The 19,316-nt window shown below is 71.9% G+C and carries 22 protein-coding genes and 2 pseudogenes; 13 read left to right on the top strand and 11 right to left on the bottom strand.

Going from position 1 to position 19,316, the window contains the following annotated elements; translation table 11 throughout:
• The first annotated feature begins 3 nt into the window (after positions 1–3).
• The gene (locus tag CIB93_RS27090; RefSeq protein WP_096630603.1) at positions 4–1,866 is read left to right on the top strand and encodes a bifunctional serine/threonine-protein kinase/ABC transporter substrate-binding protein; all 1,863 of its coding nucleotides are present in this window, start codon (positions 4–6) and stop codon (positions 1,864–1,866) included.
• Between the two features lie 134 nt (positions 1,867–2,000).
• On the opposite strand, the gene coaA is transcribed toward CIB93_RS27090, so the two are convergent.
• From coaA to CIB93_RS27060, 6 genes are all read right to left on the bottom strand, one after another.
• Complete coding sequence (gene coaA, locus CIB93_RS27085) at positions 2,001–2,996, bottom strand: type I pantothenate kinase (protein WP_096630601.1); 996 nt, start codon at positions 2,994–2,996, stop codon at positions 2,001–2,003.
• 187 nt (positions 2,997–3,183) lie between these two features.
• Positions 3,184–4,179 carry a CU044_5270 family protein gene (locus tag CIB93_RS27080; RefSeq protein ID WP_096630600.1) on the bottom strand — a complete coding sequence of 332 codons (996 nt, stop codon included), beginning with the start codon at positions 4,177–4,179 and terminating at the stop codon, positions 3,184–3,186.
• Positions 4,167–4,778 (bottom strand): RNA polymerase sigma factor, encoded by a 612-nt coding sequence (locus CIB93_RS27075; RefSeq protein WP_096630598.1) that lies wholly within the window; start codon positions 4,776–4,778, stop codon positions 4,167–4,169. Before CIB93_RS27075 ends, CIB93_RS27080 begins: the two co-directional genes overlap by 13 nt.
• 154 nt (positions 4,779–4,932) lie before the next feature.
• The gene (locus CIB93_RS27070; RefSeq protein ID WP_096630597.1) at positions 4,933–5,319 is read right to left on the bottom strand and encodes a VOC family protein; all 387 of its coding nucleotides are present in this window, start codon (positions 5,317–5,319) and stop codon (positions 4,933–4,935) included.
• Positions 5,320–5,321: 2 nt separating this feature from the next.
• Positions 5,322–5,513, bottom strand: coding sequence for a DUF397 domain-containing protein (locus CIB93_RS27065; protein ID WP_096630595.1), 192 nt, complete (start codon positions 5,511–5,513; stop codon positions 5,322–5,324).
• Positions 5,510–6,352, bottom strand: coding sequence for a helix-turn-helix transcriptional regulator (locus CIB93_RS27060; protein ID WP_096630594.1), 843 nt, complete (start codon positions 6,350–6,352; stop codon positions 5,510–5,512). The genes CIB93_RS27065 and CIB93_RS27060 overlap by 4 nt, the downstream gene beginning before the upstream one ends.
• A gap of 138 nt (positions 6,353–6,490) precedes the next feature.
• Here CIB93_RS27060 and CIB93_RS27055 point away from each other — a divergent pair, with 138 nt between their 5' ends.
• From CIB93_RS27055 to CIB93_RS38475, 5 genes are all read left to right on the top strand, one after another.
• Positions 6,491–6,910, top strand: a complete 420-nt coding sequence (locus tag CIB93_RS27055) for an ATP-binding protein (RefSeq protein WP_096630592.1) — start codon at positions 6,491–6,493, stop codon at positions 6,908–6,910.
• A gap of 327 nt (positions 6,911–7,237) precedes the next feature.
• A complete protein-coding gene (locus CIB93_RS27050; RefSeq protein WP_096630590.1) occupies positions 7,238–8,233 on the top strand; it encodes a hypothetical protein in 996 nt (331 codons plus the stop codon).
• Positions 8,234–8,394: 161 nt separating this feature from the next.
• Positions 8,395–8,565, top strand: a complete 171-nt coding sequence (locus CIB93_RS39180) for a hypothetical protein (protein ID WP_257002398.1) — start codon at positions 8,395–8,397, stop codon at positions 8,563–8,565.
• Complete coding sequence (locus CIB93_RS38480; RefSeq protein WP_218839803.1) at positions 8,562–8,720, top strand: hypothetical protein; 159 nt, start codon at positions 8,562–8,564, stop codon at positions 8,718–8,720. Before CIB93_RS39180 ends, CIB93_RS38480 begins: the two co-directional genes overlap by 4 nt.
• 6 nt (positions 8,721–8,726) lie before the next feature.
• Entirely contained in the window at positions 8,727–8,972 is a 246-nt protein-coding gene (locus tag CIB93_RS38475) for a PIN domain-containing protein (protein WP_218839804.1), read from the top strand.
• A 9-nt stretch (positions 8,973–8,981) separates the two neighbouring features.
• On the opposite strand, the gene CIB93_RS39175 is transcribed toward CIB93_RS38475, so the two are convergent.
• The gene (locus tag CIB93_RS39175; protein ID WP_257002399.1) at positions 8,982–9,356 is read right to left on the bottom strand and encodes a DUF6193 family natural product biosynthesis protein; all 375 of its coding nucleotides are present in this window, start codon (positions 9,354–9,356) and stop codon (positions 8,982–8,984) included.
• Entirely contained in the window at positions 9,353–10,933 is a 1,581-nt protein-coding gene (locus tag CIB93_RS27030; protein WP_096630588.1) for an MFS transporter, read from the bottom strand. The genes CIB93_RS39175 and CIB93_RS27030 overlap by 4 nt, the downstream gene beginning before the upstream one ends.
• Positions 10,934–11,005: 72 nt before the next feature.
• On the opposite strand from CIB93_RS27030, the pseudogene CIB93_RS27025 reads away from it, so the two are divergent.
• A pseudogene (locus tag CIB93_RS27025) lies at positions 11,006–11,518 on the top strand (TetR family transcriptional regulator); the annotation flags it as partial.
• On the opposite strand, the gene CIB93_RS27020 reads toward CIB93_RS27025, so the two are convergent.
• On the bottom strand, positions 11,500–12,450 hold the full coding sequence (locus tag CIB93_RS27020; protein WP_306454827.1) for a transposase: 951 nt from the start codon (positions 12,448–12,450) through the stop codon (positions 11,500–11,502). The pseudogene CIB93_RS27025 and the gene CIB93_RS27020 sit on opposite strands and share 19 nt — an antisense overlap.
• A 246-nt stretch (positions 12,451–12,696) precedes the next feature.
• On the opposite strand from CIB93_RS27020, the gene CIB93_RS27015 reads away from it, so the two are divergent.
• The 3 genes and pseudogenes from CIB93_RS27015 to CIB93_RS27005 all read left to right on the top strand — a co-directional run.
• A complete protein-coding gene (locus tag CIB93_RS27015; protein ID WP_096630585.1) occupies positions 12,697–13,047 on the top strand; it encodes a YciI family protein in 351 nt (116 codons plus the stop codon).
• Positions 13,048–13,067: 20 nt separating this feature from the next.
• Positions 13,068–14,447 (top strand): RNA polymerase sigma factor, encoded by a 1,380-nt coding sequence (locus CIB93_RS27010; protein ID WP_373558812.1) that lies wholly within the window; start codon positions 13,068–13,070, stop codon positions 14,445–14,447.
• A gap of 19 nt (positions 14,448–14,466) precedes the next feature.
• Positions 14,467–14,628, top strand: a pseudogene (locus tag CIB93_RS27005) (zinc carboxypeptidase); the annotation flags it as partial.
• Between the two features lie 57 nt (positions 14,629–14,685).
• Here the strand turns inward: CIB93_RS27005 and CIB93_RS27000 are convergent.
• Positions 14,686–15,096: a PIN domain-containing protein gene (locus CIB93_RS27000; RefSeq protein ID WP_096630584.1), complete on the bottom strand. Its 411-nt coding sequence runs from the start codon at positions 15,094–15,096 to the stop codon at positions 14,686–14,688.
• The gene (locus CIB93_RS26995) at positions 15,093–15,314 is read right to left on the bottom strand and encodes a type II toxin-antitoxin system VapB family antitoxin (protein ID WP_179500260.1); all 222 of its coding nucleotides are present in this window, start codon (positions 15,312–15,314) and stop codon (positions 15,093–15,095) included. The genes CIB93_RS27000 and CIB93_RS26995 overlap by 4 nt, the downstream gene beginning before the upstream one ends.
• Before the next feature lie 98 nt (positions 15,315–15,412).
• Here CIB93_RS26995 and glmS point away from each other — a divergent pair, with 98 nt between their 5' ends.
• From glmS to CIB93_RS26980, 3 genes are all read left to right on the top strand, one after another.
• Positions 15,413–17,260: a glutamine--fructose-6-phosphate transaminase (isomerizing) gene (glmS, locus tag CIB93_RS26990; protein WP_096630582.1), complete on the top strand. Its 1,848-nt coding sequence runs from the start codon at positions 15,413–15,415 to the stop codon at positions 17,258–17,260.
• 60 nt (positions 17,261–17,320) lie between these two features.
• Positions 17,321–17,689 (top strand): holo-ACP synthase, encoded by a 369-nt coding sequence (locus tag CIB93_RS26985; RefSeq protein WP_096630580.1) that lies wholly within the window; start codon positions 17,321–17,323, stop codon positions 17,687–17,689.
• A gap of 178 nt (positions 17,690–17,867) precedes the next feature.
• Positions 17,868–19,316, top strand: coding sequence for an NAD(P)H-hydrate dehydratase (locus CIB93_RS26980; RefSeq protein WP_096630579.1), 1,449 nt, complete (start codon positions 17,868–17,870; stop codon positions 19,314–19,316).

Raw genomic sequence — 19,316 nt, 5'->3', positions numbered from 1 at the left:
GCGGTGCATGGTGCGGGGTTGGTGCATCGTGATGTGAAGCCGGCGAACATTTTGTTGGCGTTGGACGGGCCGCGGTTGATCGATTTCGGTATCGCTCGTGCGCTCGACGACACCGCGCTGACGGCCCACAACGTGGTGGTCGGGTCGCCGGGCTTCCTCTCCCCCGAGCAGGCGCGTGCCCAGGGCCCGCGGATCGGCCCGCCCAGTGACGTCTTCTCGCTGGGCTGCGTCCTGGCCTACGCGGCGACCGGACGGCGGCCCTTCGGCTCGGGCCCCCCGGCAGTGCTGCTGTACCGCACGGTGCACGACGCGCCGGACCTCGACGGGGTGCCGCAGGAGCTGCGCCCCCTACTGGAGGAGTGCCTGGCCAAGGACCCCGAGCAGCGCCCCGACGCCGCCGGGCTGCGGAGTCGTCTCCTCCCGGGCGAGCCGTCGGCTCCGGGCCCCGGATGGCTCCCGGAGCCGGTTCTCCGGCTGGTCACCGCCCGTGCGGCGGCGATGCTCGACCTTCCGGGAATCCCGCCGACGGAGATCTCCCGGCCGAAGAAGGGCGACCCCACTGCCACCGGGACGCCGCAGCCGGGAGACCCCCCATCCGGCCCGGCCGCCACCCCCGAACACCCCGCCCCCGAACACTCCGCCCCGCCGGAGCGGCCCGCCCCCGCCACCCCGACCCGTCGGCGCTTCCTGACCGTCGCCTCGGCGGGCGGCGCGGTGCTGGCGGCCGGGGGAATCGCCCTCTGGCGCGGCCTCGTGGACCAGCGTGACACCGGCCATGGGCAGTCGCGGGTCGCCCCGCGCCACACGATCGCCGTGCACGCCGACCTCTCCGGGCCGGACGCCGCCACCGGCAAGGCTCAGGAACGGGGCGCCCGGCTCGCGGTCGAACAGTTCAACGCGGGCCCCGACCGCCCCTTCACTCTGGCGCTGACCGTCCGTGACGATGCCGGAGACCCCGCGCGGGCCGTGGAGGTGGCCGAGGAGCTGACCGCCGCCCGCTCGGTCCTCGCCGTGGTCGGTCCGACCACCGGCACCACCTGCAAAGCGGCCGTCGGCACCTACAGCGCCGCCCAGCTCCCCCTGGTATCCGTCTCGGTGGGCACCACAGAGGTGTCGTCCACCGAGCACACCGCGTATCTGCGGACCCGCGCCACGGACGCGGAGGCGGCACTGGTGCTGATCGCCCACCTGGTCGGCGAGGTCGGCGCCCGGCGGACCGCACTGGTTCACGACGAGGCCGCAGGTGACGACTCCTGGGATGTCCTCCAGGGCATCCACCGCGGTATGGAGTCCGGCGGACACGAACTGGTACGGCACACCGCCGAGACGAGCACCGAGGACTTCGGCCCCCTGGTCGGAAAGCTCCTCGACGACGGGGTCGACGCACTGGTGTTCGGTGGCCGTCGGGCCAGGGGCGCCCGGTTCGCCCGCGCGCTGCGGCAGCGGGGATTCACCGGGGCCAGGCTCGGCACACAGGCGCTGGTCGACCCCGGGTTCCCCGAGCAGGCCGGAGCGGCCGCCGAGGGATGGGTACTGGGCTCGGCCGTCGTCGACGCGACCGGCAAGCCCGAGGCCCGGGACTTCACCGCGGCTCACCAGGAGCGTTACGGTGACCCGCCTGCCCTCTACGCAGCCGAGGCGTTCGACACGGTCCACCTGATCGCTCAGGCCGTGCGCGCGCTCGGCGAGGAGAGCGTCGAGCGCCGCGCCCTGGCCCGCCGGCTGCCCCGGACCTCCCACCGTGGCGTGTCGAAGACGTTCACCTTCCGGGAAGGCTCCGCGGCGCCGGTGCAGGAGGACAACGCGTTCCTCATCCGCGTGGAGGAGGGCCGCTTCCGCTACATCGGAGGACTCGGGGACAGCTGAGCACGTCCGGTGCTCCGCTGCGGCGCGTCCGGCCGTGCCCCGGTCGGCCTGCGCGGCCCGGTCGGTGTACGACAGCGGGTCGGTGTACGACAGAGGGCCGGCGTACGCGACCCGGTCGGTGGTACGAGAGCCGGTCAGAGCTTGCGCAGGGAGAGCCTCTGGACCTTGTGGTCCGGCCCCTTGCGGAGGACCAGGGTGGCACGGCCGCGCGTCGGAGCCACGTTCTCCAGCAGGTTCGGCTTGTTGATGGTCCGCCACATGGTGCGCGCGTACTCCAGCGCCTCCTCCTCGGAGACCTGGGTGTACTTGCGGAAGTACGAGGACGGGTCCTGGAACGCCGTGGCGCGCAGCTTGCGGAAGCGGCTGAGGTACCAGTTCTCGATGTCGTCGGCGCGCGCGTCCACGTACACGCTGAAGTCGAAGTAGTCCGCCAGCCCGACCCTGGTGCGCCCGTCCCGGCCCGGCAGGGCGGGCTGGAGGACGTTGAGCCCCTCCACGATGAGGATGTCCGGGCGGCGGACGGTGAGCCGCTCGCCGGGAACGATGTCGTAGATCAGGTGTGAGTAGACGGGCGCGGTCACCTCGTCCTTGCCCGCCTTGATGTCCGCGACGAACCGGGTCAGCGCCCGCCGGTCGTACGACTCCGGGAACCCCTTGCGCGAGGTCAGCCCGCGCGCCCGCAGCTCCTTCATCGGCAGCAGGAACCCGTCCGTGGTCACCAGCTCCACACGAGGGTGCTCCGGCCAGCGGGCCAGCAGCGCCTGGAGGATACGGGCGCTGGTGGACTTGCCCACGGCGACACTGCCCGCGACCCCTATGACGAACGGGGTGCCGCGCTGCTCCCCGTGCCCGTTCCCGGCGTCCCCGAGGAAGGTGTTCAGCGCGCCGCGCAGCCCGGAGGTGGCCTGGACGTACAGGTTGAGGAGCCGGGAGAGCGGCAGGTAGACGTCCCGCACCTCGTCCAGGTCGATGACGTCACCGAGACCCCGCAGCCGCTCCACCTCGTCGGCGGTCAGCGGCAGCGGGGTCTTGTCCCGCAGGGCGCTCCACTCGTCGCGCGAGAGGTCGACGTAGGGGGTCGGCGCATGCTCGGTGCGACGCTGCGGGCTCCGTGCGGGCGAAGTGATCACACGTTCATTGTTGCGGGAGTTCGAACGGAGCGGGGGGTGGGGTCGGTCACGTGGGTGTCGGGGCGGTGCCCCTGGCAGCGGACGTCCACGGCCAGGGGCCTCGCCGGAGGCCCACGGTCGCGGGCCCGGTGTCCGCTCCCCTGTGCCGGACACCGGGCCCGCGCCCGGGTGTGTGCGAGCCGTACGGTCAGGGCTTCTGGCCCTTGGCGTCGACGACGGCCGCTCTGGTCCTCGCGACGTTGATCAGGATGTCGCCGCGTTCGTGGACCGTGGGCTCGATGCCGTCGGGTCGGGAGACCTCGTGTGTCCTGGTGACGACGTCGCGTTCTCCCGCGTAGCTGTAGTCCACCGGGTCGATGAGGATCTCGCGCCGGGTGTCCCCCTGGTCGTAGTCGCGGGTCACGGCGATGACCTGGCGGCCGGAGGCGTCCCTGATCAGGTGGTCGGTCACCTCTACGCCGCCGACCGTGGCCATCGCCCGGTAGATCCTGGCCATCGCGTCGGGCGGGAGCGGGTACGACCCCAGCAGGACCGACAGGGCGCGGAAGCTGTGCTCGTCCTTGGCCTCGGGCGGGCCGTCGGGGCCGCTGCCGGTGGGGAACACCTTCCGCAGTTTCGCGAGCAGCGCCTCGGGGTCCTCCGGCAGGTCAGCGGCGATGCGGTAGGACTCGCGGGCGGTCCGGTAGTCGGTGTCGGACTCGTCGTTCTCCGCGGCTTTGTCGTCGTACGGGACCCAGGAGTCCGGGCTGTAGGACCACTGCATGTCCTCCCGGATCTCGGCGGGCAGCTCCGCCCACTGCTCCGCCTGCTCGGGATTCTCCTCCCGGAGGTAGATCCACTGGTCCGACCGGGGCTCCGGAGGCACCTCCTGCCGGTCCAGGAAGTCCGCAGCCCGGCCCAGGGCGGCGGACGGGCTGGACAGGTCGAGGTCGCCCGTCACGGTCGCCGGTCCCGACTGCCGGGGGTCCGAGGTGTCGACGACCTGGGTGACGAAGAGCGCCGCCGCGGTGATCGCCACCACCGCGCCGAGCGAGGCGATCCGCCAGTCGGCCCGCGCCCGGAAGGTGCGGCGGCCCCTGCCCGCGATGGTGCCGGTGAGCCGCTCGCGGCCCGGGGCGAGGGCTGCACGGTCGGGTACGGGGGCATCGGCGCGCAGCTCCCGCAGCTGGGTCATTTCGTCCATGATGGCGTCAGCTCCTGTTCGGCCGAGACGAACGTGGGATCGGTGCTCAGGGCCTCGCGCACCTTGCGGCGGGCCCGGTTCAGTCGGGATCTGACCGTGCCCAGCGGTATCCGCAGTGCGTCGGCCACCTCCTGGTAGCCGAGGTCCGCCCAGGCGACGAGCAGCAGGACGTGCCGGTCGCCGGGCGAGAGCGCGGCCAGCGCGCCCGCGAGGGGGGCCTGGACGGCGATCCGGTCGTCGGAGCGGTCGCTCCAGGACGCGGCCACCGGGTCGTGGCCCGTCCGGGCCAGCGCCTTCAGCGCGCGGACCTCGCTGCGGCGGTGCTTGCCGATCAGGTTGGCCGCGATGCCGTACAGCCAGGGCCTGGCCAGCCGGTGGGACGTGTCGTAGCGGTCCCGGGTGCGGAACGCGATCAGGAACGTCTCCGCCGTGATGTCGTCCGCTGCGCCCTCTCCGAGGCGGCGGGCGGCGTAGCGGTGGATGTCCGGGGCGTGCCGGTCGTACAGCCCGGCGAACAGCTCGGGCTCGTCGAGAGACTGCGTGATGACGACGGCGTCGTCGCGTTCGGTGCCTGGGCGGGCCGGAGGTGGTCCGGTCACTGCGCCTCCAGGGGTGTGTCGGTCGGTGTGGCTGTCACCCCTGTTGTCCGCAGTGGCCGGAAAGGTTCACGGGCGGAACGGTTCACGGGCGGTGGAGCGTCCCGAGAGACGCTCCACCGCCCGTCCGCCGGTTCCGTGCGCGGGTCCGCCCGCCCTACGCGTCCTGCGGATACCAGCGCAGTTCGACCGTGTTGCCGTCCGGGTCGAGCACGTAGACCGAGGTGGCCGAGCCCCGGGCCCCGAAGCGGGGGACCGGGCCCTCCTTCACCGTGAACACCCCGGAGTCGATGACCTCCTGCCAGTCGAGCGGGTCGACGACGAGGCAGATGTGGTCCACGTTCGACTCGCCGCGCGGACGGTCGATCAGGTCGATGATCGTGGTCGGGCTGACCCGGACCGAGGGGAACGGCACCTTGCCCGCCCGCCACTCATCGACCCGTACGGGCTCCAGGCCGAGCGGTCCGCAGTAGAACGCGATGGCCCGCTCCACGTCCCCGACATTGAGGACGAGGTGGTCGAAGTCTTTGACGTGTACGGGCATGGTCAGGACTCCGACGCGTAGGCGATGAAGTCGTTCCAGGCAGCCGGTCCGAAGCCGAGGTGGGGCCCGTCGGTGGGGAGCTGCTTGGAGTCGCGTACGTGGATGGTGGTGGGCGCGGTGGCGACCTCGACGCAGGAGGGGCCGTCGTTGGTGCTGTAGCTGCTCTTGAACCAGTTCAGCTCGGTGGCTCTCATGTCTCTCCCAGCAGTTTCTCGATGAATTCCCGCGACAGCCGGGGCGTGAGGGCCTGCGACCGGATCAGGTTGTAGCGCATCTCCAGGATCTGCACCTGCCTCGGATCGGAGATCAGCCCGCTGATGAGCTGAACCTCGTTGAGCCCGACGGTCTTTCCGTCCTTCAGCTTAAGGATGCGGTGCGAGCCGCCGAGACCCGCATGCTCCTCCGCCTCCATAGGCATGACTTGGATCTCGACATGCCGCAACTGGCTCAGGTCAAGCAGGCGTTCGAGCTGGCGTCGCAGGACCGTTCTGCCCCCGGTCTGCCTCCGGAGCGTCGACTCCTCCTGGACGAAGGTGAGCAGGGGCGCGGGCCTACGGTCGAAGACCACCTGCCGGGCCATGCGCGCGGCCACCAGGCGCTCGATGTCGTCCTCGCTGTACGCGGGCCGCCGCTGCCTGTACAGCGCACGTGCGTACTCCTCGGTCTGAAGCAGCCCGTCGATCACGCCGTTCGCGTACGAGCCGAGCTCGACCGCCTCCGCCTCCAGCTTCGTCAGGTCGCGGACCTTCCTCGGATACCGGGCCTCCTCCACGTCCTTCTTCATCGCCGCGATCTTGCCGCCCGCGCCCACGACGTCGTCCGTCCGGTCCAGGAACTCCGGCTTCGGGATGCGCCGCCCGCCCTCGACCTTGAAGACGAGGTTCTCGCTGTACCCGATGGCCGTGCCCAGTTCGGCGGCGCGCAGGCCGGCGGCCTCGCGCCAGAGCTTGACCTGCCGGCCGACCGCCGCGATGACCGCGCCCGAGTCGTCCTCCAGGCCGAACTCCTGGTCCTCTTCGTTTCCGTCAGCCATCTGCCGACCCGCTTCCAGCCGTGTGCCCGTGCGCGGACACCGTACGAACGGGACAGGGCTGTACACACCAGGGACAGTGACAGTCCGTACCCGTGCCAATACTTCTCAGGGTAGATACGTGCGGACACGCTGAGTGACATGAACCAAGAAATCACCCAACCGAGGGCGCGCACCGGACAGTTCGCCGTCCAGCTCTCCGCCACCCGCCGGGGCGCCCGGCTCGCCCGTCTGCTGGCGACCGAGCAACTGCGGTCCTGGGGGCTGCCGCTGGAGGACGCGAGCCTCGTCATCGGGGAGCTGGCGACCAACGCGGCGCTGCACGGGTACGTCCCGGGGCGGGACTTCCGCATCCTGCTGAGCGTGTACGACGACGTGCTGCGGATCGAGGTCGCCGACACCCGGGGTGACCGGGACCCGGTGAAGCGGGAGCCGTCCGGCGATTCCGAGGGCGGGCGCGGGCTGTTGCTCGTGGAGGCGCTGTCGGTGCGGTGGGGTACTGAGCACGGGCCGTTTCCGCGCAAGACGGTCTGGGCGGAGGTGGCGCTCACCGGATCGTGACAGCCGCGACCCGGTGGGGCGGGGTGGGGGTGCCGGGGCGGGAGTGACCGGGTCGCGGTGGACCGCGTCCCGGTGGCCCACGACGTAAAAGCTTTTAAGTACCCGTCTTTGAGTACGGGAGAAATAACCCGACCCAACCCTGTGCGGGCCCGCGTCAGTACGTGCGAGGCGTCTCACTCACACGGGTGAAGTGTGCCAACCGGGCTGGATTTTCGCCCTGTTGGCGGGCATATGCTCACGCTGACCACCACCAGACATGAGACGGCCCCCGGCCGGGACTGGCATCCCGACCGAAGGCCTGACCACCGAGGAAGCAGGACCTTCCCGATGGGTACCCAGCAGATTAGCGCGCCCTCGCGCGCCCCGTACTTCGGCGTCGTCCACTTCAACATCCGCCTGACCGACGGTTACACGATCGTCTCCAACCGGCTCTCCCAGCACCGGGGCCTGTCCCTGCTGGCGATCGGCCTCGGCACGCACATCCAGTCGCTGCCGGACGGGTGGCGGGTCGGCATCAAAGCGCTCGCCGCGGACTTCCCGGAGAGCGAGACCCGCATCGCCGCCGCGCTGCGCGAGCTGGAGCAGCACGGATTCCTCAGCCGCGTCCTGGAACGCGTCAAGGGCGGCAAGCTGGCCACACGCACGGTGTTCTACAACCACCCGGACGCGGCGGACCGGGCAGCGGGGGCCCCGCCCCCGTCCCCGCCGCTGCCCGCGCCGGCGCGGGAGCCGGAGCCCGAAGCCGTACCGGCGCGTGAGCCGGTGCCCACGCCCGTACGTGAGCCGTTGCCTACGCCCGTGCGTGAGCCGTTGCCCGAAACCGTACGTACGCTGGAGCCCGCGCCCGTACCGGAGGAACGCGTTCCCGCTCCCGTGCCCCGGCTCGTGCCGCCGCCCACCGCGCCCCGGCAGCAGCGGCCGCCGCTGCCCGGTCCGTGCCGCCCCACCGAGGCCTTGAACGCGGCGGCGGCCGACCTGCTCGCCGGGCTCCGGCGTACCGCGCCGCTGTTCGTCCTCTCCGAGGAGGATGTCCGGCGGCTCGTTCCCGGTGTCGCAGCCTGGCTGGAGCGGGGGATGCGGCCCGACGCGGTACGGAAGGCGCTCACCGACGATCCGCCCGTACCGCTCAGGTACCCGGCGAAGCTGCTGCGCCACCGGCTGACCGCGCTCCTCCCGCCGCCCCTGCCCGTCGCCGCGCCGATCGTGCCCCTGGTGAACTGCGACGGCTGCGACCGGGGTTTCCGGTCACCGGTGCCGGGCCTGTGCCGGCAGTGCGCCGAGGCCCGTGGGGGCGCCGACGAGCCGTGGGGGCTGAGCGCATGAAGGCGGCGCTGTCCTGTTCGCGCGGGGTTGCGCGGATCTACACTGCTGGAGTGACCGCTGCACGCGACTACGAAGACATGCACCATCTGGTGGACCGGCTCTCGCCCCGCCAGATGCGTCGCCTGCGGCTGCTGGTGACTTAGGACGAGGAACTGGCCCAGGTGGCCGATGCCCTCTCCCCGGAGCGGTCTTCCGGCGAGGGGCCCGAGGAGAGTGTCCCGGAGGGGCTGATCGCTCTGATCGGCAGCATCCAGGGCCCGGCGGACCTTGCGGAGCGGCACGACGACTACCTTCGCGAGCGCATGGAACGGCGCTTCGGGAACGCCAAGTGATCAGCACGGTACTCGACACCGGCCCACTGGCTGCGGCTCTGAACGCGGGGGACCGGCGTCATGCCGAATGCGGCAGGTTCCTGGCCGCCCTCACCGGCCGCCGACTCCTCCCCAGCCCCGTCCTCACCGAGGTCTGCTGGCTCTTGGAGCGCTGACCCAAGGTGGAGGCAGCGTTTCTGGAGGAGGTCCGACGCGGCACCTTTGAACTGGTGCACCTGGCCGCTGCCGACCTGGCGCGCATGAGCGAGCTGGTCCTCCAGTACGCGGACTTTCCCCTCGGAGCGGTCGACGCGTCGGTGATCGCCGGGGCCGAGCGTCATGGAGTGGGGCGGGTCGCGACACTCGACCGGCGCCACTTCACGGTAGTCAAGCCCAGGCATGTGTCCGCGTTGACGGTACTCCCCTGAGCTTGTCATTCAACCGTTGAGCTGCGCTTGCATCGCCTCGTGGGCAGCGAGTTCCTCCGGAGTGCCGAGGAAGGCCGGCCCGCAGCCGACGGGAAGGCGCTCCAAAACCATGGCGACGGCTTCCCCGACCGTCTCCGCAGGCCCCACGGTCTGCGAACGAAGAGGACCTGACACCCAGTAGCTACCTCCGGCCGAGGGCTGGATGTAGGGGATGTCCCACGTCCACCGTTGTTCGGTGCAGCGGCTGAAGTCAAGTCCGTGACGATGTCGGCGTCCGTGCTGATGAACCCGTGCATGCGAGCTTGCCCGGCACCTGGGCGCCGGTCGCGTTCTCGGCGGCGAGGAAGTCGCTGCCGAGAACGCTGACCACCTGGCCTGGGTCAGAGCCCCTCTGCCGCCTTCTGGTTCTCCGAAGGCCGGGGGCCCGAGTCGTTGCTGTGGGTGCCGGCCGGGATTCCGGTGGCTTCCTTCCGGACGGTTCTGGGGGCCCGGCGGGGGAATGCGAGCAGAAACGCTATGGCGAGGGCTGCGAAGAGTGCTGCGCCGGTGCCGACGAGCAGGGCGTCCTCCATGCCGGTCATGAAGGCGGTGCGGGCCTGGTCGAGTACGGGCCCGCCGATCGTGGCGGCTGCGGCGATCGATGAACGCGCGGCTCCCTCCAGGTTCTCTGGCAGGCCGGGCAGGTGGAGGCTGCTGCGATAGGAGGAGGTGAGGACGCTGCCGAGGACGGCGATGCCCAGAGCGCCGCCGAGTTCGCGGGCGAGGTCGTTCACCGCGGAGCCGACGTTCTGCAGGGCCGGCGGCAGTGCATCGGTGATCGCGGTGGTGGCCGGTGTCATCGCCAGCCCCATACCGGATCCGAGCGTCATCAGCGCGGCGGCGATCAGTCCGTAGCCGCTGTCCCGGTCCAGTTGCGAAAGAAGCGCAAGGCCCACCGAGACCAGGACCAGTCCGGTGACCCAGGGACCTCCGATACCGAAGCGGGCGGTGAGGCGGGGGCTGAGGCGCGACAGCGGCACCATGGCCGCCGCCATGGGCAGCACGCTCAGCGCGGCGACCAGGGCGCTGTCCCCCCTGACGAACTGGAGGTACTGCATGACGACGAAGATGAACCCGAAGAACCCGAAGAACTGAAAGGTGATCGAGAGTGCGCCGGCCGTGAAGCGCGGATGGCGGAACAGCCTGGGATCCAGGAGCGGGTGGCGCCGCTTCAGCTCCCACAGCACGAAGCCGGTGAGGACGATCAGTCCCAGCGTGATGCCGGCCAGGGTGATCCCGCTGCTCCAGCCGTGCACGGGGGCCTCGATGACGCTGTAGACGAGCACGCCGAGGCCTGCGGCCACCAACAGCGCCCCGAAGCGGTCGAGCGCGGGCTGGTCCGGTTCGGCGGACTCCGGTACGTACCGTGCCACGCCCGCCAGGGCGGCTGCGGCGAGCAGCAGGTTCAGGAGGAAGACCGAACTCCAGGACCAGACCGTCAGCAGCGAGCCGGAAGCCAGTAGTCCCACCACGGCGCTGGCACCGGCGACGGCGGCCCAGGTGCTGACGCCACGGGCCCGCAGAGAGGGCGGGAAAGTGGTGGTGATGGTCGAGAGCGTGGCGGGCATGACGAGCGCGGCACCGACGCCCAGCAGAGCTCTCAGCGCGATCAGCATGTTCGGGGAGGTGGTGAGCAGCGCGGCGGCTGAGCCACCGCCGAAGATCGCCAGACCGAGGAGTAGGGCGTTGCGCCGCCCGAAGCGGTCGCCGAGCGCACCGGCGGGCAGCAGCAGCGCGGCGAACACCAGGCTGTAGGAGTCGATGATCCAGGTGAGCTGGGTCTGGGTGGCCTGGGTCTCGCGGGCTATGGACGGCAGCGCCACGTTCAACGAGGACATCGCGGACACGACGGTGGCCAGCGCGAGACAGGTGACCGCGAGGACGAGGCGGTGACGGCCTGCGGACGCTTGATCGGGGGGCATGGCTCCGGGCCTTCCAGTGGGTTGCAGGAACCCGGTCAGAGTCGCTACCGCACCGCTAGCATTTCAACTGTGATGAATAAAACCTCGCGTCGTGGACGTCGGCCCGGCAGCCCCAACACCCGTGACGTCATCCTCGAAACGGCCCGCCGCCGCTTTCTGGCCGAGGGCTACCATGCGGTCACGCTGCGCTCGATTGCCGCGGAGGCAGGCGTGGACCTTGCTCTGATCAGCTACTTCTTCGGTTCCAAGAAGGGCCTGTTCGGCGCGGCGCTCGCCCTGGCCGTCAACCCGGCCGAGGTTGTCGCCCAAGTCCTGGAAGGCGACCCCAAGACCCTCTCCCAACGCGCCCTCCGTGCCATGCTCTCCGTGTGGGACGACCCGCAGTCCGGGCCGGCGCTGCTCGCCATGGTGCGCAACGCGGCCCAGGACGAGATGTTCGCCGAGCTCGTCAAGGAAGTGCTCGAACGCGAGATCGTCGACCGCATCGCGGCCTGGCTGGGCGGGTCCCACCCACGTAGACGCGCCGCGGCGTTCACCACGCAGATGGCCGGTCTGATGACCGCGCGCTACCTGCTGCGCCTGGAGCCCATGGCATCCATGACGCCTGATGAAATCGTCCGCCACCTCGCACCCTCGCTGAGAGTCGCACTCCAGGACACCTCGCACGCCAACCACCGCCGAGCTCCGCGGGACCAGCGGTGAGGCGGTTGACCACAGCAGGTAGCCAGAATCATGCGGCTGTCGGGCTTGGCGAAGGTCAGCACGCATCCGTGCCGGCGCGGCCGCCCGCCCTTCGGGCCCGAGCGAGCCGGGCCCGCGTCGCGGAGCATGACGCGGTCCGAGCGCAGACGCCCGGCCAGGACGACGGGCAGATCGGCCAGGACGTAGGAGAGGTGGGCGACGCCGTAACCGGCGTCCATCGTGATCAGGATTTCGGGGTCGCCCGGCTTCCAGTGCCCCGCCCCGCGCAGCCGGTCGAGGACCTCGCGGAGCTGGGCGGCGGTCACGGCCGTCGCGTCGTCGGCCGGTCCCAGCCGCACCGCGTCCAGCAGTGCCACCCACGAGGTGCGGCCTGTTTCCAGGGCCGCGACGAAGGAGTAGGGCCAGCGGGGGATGAACGGGCCCGAACTGCGGTCGCCCCGACCGTAGACGTGACAGAACAGCCGATCGTCGCTGGTCGGAGCATCCGGCCTCAGCCAGTGGGAGACGTCTACGGCCAGGACGATCCGCCCGTCGGCTGCCCTCGGCAGCGGCAGGCCGGCCAGTGACCGGCGGAGCCGAGCCGGCTCCAGCCGGCCCCGGTCGAGCCCCGCGTACATCGCACCGTGTCCACGGCGGTGCTCGGCCGTCAACGACAGCTCGACCAGCGTCTTCACCGGGCCGTCCGTGCACAACGCGGCGTCCGTCAGCTCGAAGAGCGCATCCGCGCGGGCGTACAGGCAGTCGTAGAACTCAACCCGAAAGCGGGACAAGACACCCAATGCCTCGCCCGCGGCCCCAGAGACAGGGAAACTCATGCACAGCGGCCGTTCTCTTGTGTGCACTTCGTGACTCGACATCTCGAAGCGTGGAGAACGGCCGCCTCCGCTGTCCCAAGAAGAACCGCAGATCAGCAGGTCGAGTGACCTGCGACGTTAAACAACAAGCTGAGGTTCGGAAGAAAACTGCGGGTGGCGTGTCGATCGGGGCCCGGTCCGTTCGTCGTCAAGGTGTAAGGCAGCCCCGCAGGGGGCTCGGAACACCCATACGACAGGAGTCGGACCATGAAGTACATGCTGCTGATCCACAGCGGGGCCGTCGACGAGCAGGGCGGGGCGCCACAGTGCACCGTCGAGGACTGGATGGCCTACGACAAGGACGTACGCGACGCGGGGATTCTCGTCTCCGGGGAGTCGCTGGCCGACCTCGTGACCGCGACCACCGTGCGGGTCTCGCCGACCGGGGAGCGGACGGTGACGGACGGGCCGTTCGCGGAGACGCGGGAGCTGCTGGGCGGGTTCCTGGTCATCGATGTGCCGGACCTCGATGCCGCCCTCGACTGGGCCGCCCGCTGCCCCGGTGCGCGGGACGGCGGCTCGGTCGTCGTCCGGCCGGTCGCGGACTTCGGGGGCTGAGAACGGTGGCGGGCGAGGACGTGTTCCCGAGGGAGGACCGGACGGCGGGGGATGCCCGGGGTGCCCAAGGCGCCCGGGGTGCCCAAGGCGCTCGGGATTCCCAGGATTCCCAGGATTCCCAGGATTCCCGGGAGGAGGCTGACGCCGTCGAGGCCAGGGTTGCCGTCGAGTCGGTCTTCCGGGAGGAGCGTGGGCTGTTGCTCGCCTCCCTCGTACGCCGGTTCGGGGATCTCGATCTGGCCGAGGAGGTGACGTCCGAGGCGATCGAGGCGGCCCTCCTCCACTGGCCCGCCGAGGGTGTCCCCGCCCGCCCCGGGGCCTGGCTGCTGACGACCGCGCGGCGCAGGGCCGTGGACCGGCTGCGGCGGGACCGGGCGTACGCCGCCCGGCTCGCCGTCCTCCAGGCCGACGCGGACCGGGCGGAGGCCGTCGCAGCCCCGACCGGTCTCGGTGAACTGCCGGACGAACGGCTCCAGTTGTTCTTCACCTGCGCCCACCCCGCCCTCGCCGCCGAGGACCGTACGGCCCTCACCCTGCGCTGCCTGGCCGGTCTCACCACCCCCGAGGTGGCACGGGCCTTCCTCGTGCCGACCGCGACCATGGCCCAGCGGATCGTGCGGGCGAAGAAGAAGATCCGCGAGGCCCGGATTCCGTTCCGGGTGCCGGGCCCCGACGAACTTCCGGACCGGCTGCCCGGGGTGCTCCAGGTCGTCTACTCGGTCTTCACGGAGGGGTACGCGGCCAGCTCCGGCCCCCGGCTCCAGCGGCTGGACCTGGCCGAGGAGGCGATCCGGCTGGCCCGGATACTGCGCCGCCTGCTCCCCGCCGAACGGGAGAGTGCCGGGCTCCTGGCGCTGCTGCTCCTCGTCCATGCCCGGCGCGGGGCGCGGACCGGCCCGGAGGGGGAGCCGGTGCTCCTGGAGGACCAGGACCGGGGGCTCTGGGACCGGGCGATGATCGAGGAGGGGCGGGGTCTGGTGGTGCAGGCGCTGACCGGGGGGCCGGCCGGGCCGTACGGGGTGCAGGCCGCGATCGCCGCCCTGCACGACGAGGCGGCGGACGTGGAGTCCACGGACTGGGCGCAGATCGTGGCCCTGTACGACGTACTGCTCACCCTCACCCCGTCTCCCGTGGTGGCGGTGAACCGCGCCGTCGCGGTGGCGATGCGCGACGGGCCGGGGGCCGGTCTCGCTCTGCTGGACGCGCTGGCGGGGGAGCCCCGGTTGCGGGCGTACCCGCCGTACGTGGTGGCGCGGGGTGATCTGCTGAGCCGCCTGGGGCGGGGCGGAGAGGCGGCTGTGGCGTACCGGGAGGCGCTGGAGCTGGCGGGCACCGAGCCGGAGCGGGCGGCGCTGAGGCGGAAGCTGGGGGAGGGGCGGGGCGGGCCTGCGCCTGCCTGAGTGGGTGGGCCCGTGTGCCTTCGAGATGTACCCGCGCTCGTCGTGGAGCGGCGGCTTCCATCCGCCCGGCGAGGTCATCGGGCGCGAGACCTCCCGCAACCGGGACGCGGTGCTGCAACTGATCGAGAACGCCGACTGCATGTACCGGTCGATCGGCAAGGAGGCGCAGTACCGCACGTGACGGGCCGAAGCCGACCCTGCCCCGGTGCGGGCCCCGGCACGTGCCCGCACCGGAGTCTCAGGCCACGTCGTGAACGCTGTGCTCGCCGAGGTCCGGGGCGTGCCGGGCGACCGTGCGGTAGTCGAGGTCGTCATGGAGGACCGTCAGGCCGTGATGGGCCGCCGTGGCCGCGATGACGAGGTCCACGGCGGAGGCGCTGCGGTGCTGCCCGGCGCGTGCCATGCGGTGCTGGACCGAGGCGATCCAGCGCCCTGCGCTCTTCGGCACCGCGACGTCCGGGTAGAGGTCGGTGAACATCTCCACGATCTCGTCGTACTCGCGTGCGTTCTGGGCGCCGTACAGGAACTCCGCCCGCTGCGGGTAGCAGGAGGCGACCGTTCCGGCCTCGATCGCATCGGACCACACCGACTGCAGAGCCGTGTCGGAGAGCAGCCGCGCAAGGCCCGACGTGTCGAGCAGGTAGATCACCGGCCGTCCTTCTCAGCCCGGTGCCGCCGCTCGGCGTCCTCGACCGCGCCCCAGTCGCGTGCGCGCTCGAAGTGGCGGCTGATCCGTGCCGCACGCTCCTGCTGCTCCGCGTAGAAGCGCAGGGCGATGTTGACGGTCTCCTTCTTCGTCCGCGCCTTGGACAGGGTCATCGCCCGCTCCAGCGCTTCATCGTCTATGTCGATCTGCGTCACCGACATGTCCGGCCTCCCGCTATGTGGCGATGTTGGTGATGTACAAAAAACTATATGGCACCAACATCTCTCCCGCGAGCCGTTTTCGGCCTTATGGTGCCGCTATGTGCGGAATCGTGGGTTATGTCGGTGGGCAGTCGGCGCAGGACGTCGTCGTCGCGGGACTCAAGCGCCTCGAATACCGGGGCTACGACTCGGCGGGTGTCGCCGTGCTCGCGGACGGCGGGCTCGCCGCCGCGAAGAAGGCGGGCAAGCTCGTCAATCTGGAGAAGGAGCTGGGGGACCGGCCGCTGCCGGCCGGGCGGACCGGGATCGGGCACACGCGGTGGGCGACGCACGGGGCGCCCAACGACGCCAACGCCCACCCCCACCTGGACAACGCGGGCCGCGTCGCCGTCGTCCACAACGGGATCATCGAGAACTTCGCGGCCCTGCGGCGCGAGCTGACCGGGCGCGGGCACGCCCTGGAGTCGGACACGGACACCGAGGTCGTCGCGCATCTGCTGGCCGAGGCGTACTCGGCGGGCGCGGACCTCGCGGAGGCGATGCGGCAGGTGTGCCGGCGGCTGGAAGGGGCGTTCACCCTCGTCGCCGTGCACGCGGACCAGCCGGACGTGGTGGTCGGCGCCCGGCGCAACTCGCCGCTCGTCGTGGGCGTCGGGCAGGACGAGTGGTTCCTCGCCTCCGATGTCGCCGCGTTCATCGCCCACACCCGTTCCGCCATCGAGCTGGGCCAGGACCAGGTCGTCGAACTGAGCCGCGAGGGCGTCACCGTCACCGGGTTCGACGGGGACCTCGCCGAGGTGCGCGAGTACCACGTCGACTGGGACGCCTCCGCCGCCGAGAAGGGCGGGTACGCCTCCTTCATGCTCAAGGAGATCGCCGACCAGCCCCAGGCCGTCGCCGACACCCTCCTCGGCCGGATCGACGGCGAGGGCTCGCTCCACCTCGACGAGGTACGCATCCCGGACGCCGAACTCCGCGAGATCGACAAGGTCGTCATCGTCGCCTGCGGGACCGCCTTCCACGCCGGAATGATCGCCAAGTACGCCATCGAGCACTGGACCCGGCTGCCCTGCGAGACCGAGCTGGCCAGTGAGTTCCGCTACCGCGACCCGATCCTCGACCAGCGCACCCTCGTCGTCGCCATCTCCCAGTCCGGCGAGACCATGGACACCCTGATGGCGCTGCGCCACGCCCGCGAACAGGGCGCCAAGGTGCTCGCCATCTGCAATACGAACGGCTCGACCATTCCCCGGGAATCCGACGCGGTCCTCTACACCCACGCCGGGCCCGAGGTCGCCGTCGCCTCCACCAAGGCCTTCCTCACCCAGCTCGTCGCCTGCTACCTCGTCGCCCTCTACCTGGGCCAGCTCCACGGCACCAAGTGGGCCGACGAGATCCGGACAGTCGTACGCCAGCTCGCCGCGATCTCCGCCGAGGTCGGACGCGTCCTGACGACCATGGAGCCCGTCCGCGAGCTGGCCCGCTCCCTCGCCCACCACGACACCGTCCTCTTCCTCGGGCGCCACGTCGGCTACCCGGTCGCCCTCGAAGGCGCGCTCAAGCTCAAGGAACTCGCCTACATGCATGCCGAAGGCTTCGCGGCCGGGGAGCTCAAGCACGGGCCGATCGCGCTCATCGAGGAAGGCCTTCCGGTCGTCGTCATCGTGCCGTCGCCACGCGGGCGTTCGGTGCTCCACGACAAGATCGTCTCCAACATCCAGGAGATCCGGGCCCGGGGCGCGCTCACCGTCGTCGTCGCCGAGGAGGGCGACCGGGCCGTCGTCCCGTACGCCGACCACCTCATCACCGTCCCCGCAACGCCTACGCTGCTTCAGCCGCTGGTCGCCACCGTGCCGCTCCAGGTCTTCGCCTGCGAGCTGGCGACGGCCCGCGGCAACGAAGTGGACCAGCCGCGCAATCTGGCGAAGTCCGTGACCGTGGAGTGAGTGGAGCGACCCGGGGCGTCCCCGGGTCGCGAGAACGACAGGGATGGCGAGGGTGGGGTCGTGATCATTGGGGTCGGCATCGACGTGGCCGAGATCGAGCGCTTCGGCGCGGCGCTGGAGCGTACGCCCCAGCTGGCGGACCGGCTCTTCGTCGAGGGCGAGCTGACACTGCCCAGCGGCGAGCGGCGCGGAATCGCCTCGCTCGCCGCCCGGTTCGCCGCGAAGGAGGCCCTGGCCAAGGCGCTCGGCGCGCCCGGCGGGCTGCTCTGGAGCGACGCGGAGGTCTGGGTCGAGGAGAGCGGGCAGCCCCGGCTGCGGGTGAGCGGCACGGTCGCCGCCCGCGCCGCCGAACTGGGCGTGCGCGGCTGGCACGTCTCGCTCAGCCATGACGCGGGGGTCGCATCAGCGGTGGTGATCGCGGAGGGGTGAGCCCGGGGCAGGTGTCCGCCGCCGTGATCGCGGAGGGGGTCGTCCATGCCGCGCCGCCGTGATCGCGGCGGGGTGAGCACGCGGCTCCACGCGTGCGGTGCCCGCTGTCCCGGTCGTCCCGGGCCGCCACGCCCCGCGGGGCTGGCGTCCGCCGTCGTGATCGCCCAGGGTTGGACCCATGCGACGTGCCTACAGCGTGGAGACCGTACGGGCCGCCGAGGCCGCCCTCATGCAGCGACTGCCCGAGGGCGCCCTGATGCAGCGCGCCGCCGCCGGACTCGCCGTGGCCTGCGGCGATCTGCTGCGCCGCGGCGGCCGGGTCTACGGGGCCCGGGTCCTGCTCCTCGTCGGCAGCGGGGACAACGGCGGCGACGCCCTGTACGCGGGCGCACGGCTCGCCCGCCGGGGGGCGGGTGTCCGGGCCCTGCTGCTCGCCCCCGACCGGGCCCACCCGGGTGGCCTCGCCGCCTTCCTCGCCGCCGGGGGGCAGGTCGCCGACGGGCCGGACGGGCTGGGCGTGCTCGACCTCGTCGTGGACGGCATCACCGGCATCGGCGGGCGCGGCGGGCTGCGCGCGGACGCCACCGCGCTGCTGGAAGCGGTGACCCGGGACCGTACCCCGGTCATCGCCGTCGACCTGCCGAGCGGGGTGGAGGCCGACACCGGGGAAGTCCACGGCGATGCCGTGCGGGCGGACGCGACGGTCACCTTCGGCACGTACAAGCCGGGCCTCCTCATCGACCCAGCCGCCGAACACGCGGGCGCCCTGCGGCTGGTGGACATCGGGCTCGGCCCGGACCTGCCCGAGCCGCCGGACCTGGAGGCGCTCCAGTACGCGGACGTCGCGGCCCTGCTGCCGGTGCCGGGCGGCGAGAGCGACAAGTACCGGCGCGGGGTAGTCGGCGTCGTCGCCGGGTCCGAGCGCTACCCGGGCGCCGCCGTCCTCGCGGTCGCGGGCGCGCTGCGCGGCGGGGCCGGGGCCGTGCGGTACGTCGGACCGGGCGCGGACGCGGTGATCGGCCGCTACCCCGAGGCGCTGGTGCACGCGGGGCCGCCCTCGAAGGCCGGGCGGGTGCAGGCCTGGGTGGTCGGGCCGGGGCTCGGGGACGGGCGGGAGGCGGAGGCGGCCGTCGCCGACGTGCTGGCCGCCGACGTCCCGGTGCTGGTCGACGCGGACGGGCTGCGGCTGCTGGACGCCGAGACCGTACGGACCCGGACCGCCCCGACCGTACTGACCCCGCACGCGGGGGAGGCCGCCGCCCTGCTCTCCACGGCTCGGGAGGACGTCGAGGCCGGGCGGCTCGCCGCCGTCCGCGAACTGGCCGCCCGCTACCGCGCCACCGTGCTCCTCAAGGGCTCCACGACCCTGGTCGCGGAGGCCCGGGACACCCCCGTACGGGTCAACCCGACCGGCACGGCCTGGCTCGCCACGGCGGGCAGCGGCGATGTGCTCTCCGGGCTGACGGGGTCCCTCCTCGCGGCCGGGCTCGCCCCGCGCGACGCCGCGTCCGTGGGCGCGTATCTCCACGGACTCGCCGCCCGGCACGGCTCCGACGGGGCCCCGCTCTCCGCGCAGGACGTCGCCGACGGCATTCCGGCCGCCTGGCGCGACGTGCGGGCGGGCTGA

This window comes from Streptomyces sp. WZ.A104 (genome assembly GCF_002382885.1).
Lineage (GTDB): Bacteria > Actinomycetota > Actinomycetes > Streptomycetales > Streptomycetaceae > Streptomyces.
Note: the sequence above shows the minus strand (reverse complement) of the source record. Positions and strands in the feature narration are given on the sequence as shown.

What these genes read in the sequence shown, in the direction of transcription:
- CIB93_RS27055 (WP_096630592.1), top strand. Translation starts at nt 6,491, where the DNA reads ATGAACCAAGAAATCACCCAACCGAGGGCGCGCACCGGACAGTTCGCC.
- CIB93_RS27030 (WP_096630588.1), bottom strand. Translation starts at nt 10,933, where the DNA reads ATGCCCCCCGATCAAGCGTCCGCAGGCCGTCACCGCCTCGTCCTCGCG.
- CIB93_RS26980 (WP_096630579.1), top strand. Translation starts at nt 17,868, where the DNA reads ATGCGACGTGCCTACAGCGTGGAGACCGTACGGGCCGCCGAGGCCGCC.
- CIB93_RS27065 (WP_096630595.1), bottom strand. Translation starts at nt 5,513, where the DNA reads ATGAGAGCCACCGAGCTGAACTGGTTCAAGAGCAGCTACAGCACCAAC.
- CIB93_RS27060 (WP_096630594.1), bottom strand. Translation starts at nt 6,352, where the DNA reads ATGGCTGACGGAAACGAAGAGGACCAGGAGTTCGGCCTGGAGGACGAC.
- CIB93_RS26995 (WP_179500260.1), bottom strand. Translation starts at nt 15,314, where the DNA reads ATGTCGGTGACGCAGATCGACATAGACGATGAAGCGCTGGAGCGGGCG.
- glmS (WP_096630582.1), top strand. Translation starts at nt 15,413, where the DNA reads ATGTGCGGAATCGTGGGTTATGTCGGTGGGCAGTCGGCGCAGGACGTC.
- CIB93_RS27015 (WP_096630585.1), top strand. Translation starts at nt 12,697, where the DNA reads ATGAAGTACATGCTGCTGATCCACAGCGGGGCCGTCGACGAGCAGGGC.
- CIB93_RS27050 (WP_096630590.1), top strand. Translation starts at nt 7,238, where the DNA reads ATGGGTACCCAGCAGATTAGCGCGCCCTCGCGCGCCCCGTACTTCGGC.
- CIB93_RS27080 (WP_096630600.1), bottom strand. Translation starts at nt 4,179, where the DNA reads ATGGACGAAATGACCCAGCTGCGGGAGCTGCGCGCCGATGCCCCCGTA.
- CIB93_RS27070 (WP_096630597.1), bottom strand. Translation starts at nt 5,319, where the DNA reads ATGCCCGTACACGTCAAAGACTTCGACCACCTCGTCCTCAATGTCGGG.
- CIB93_RS27020 (WP_306454827.1), bottom strand. Translation starts at nt 12,450, where the DNA reads ATGAGTTTCCCTGTCTCTGGGGCCGCGGGCGAGGCATTGGGTGTCTTG.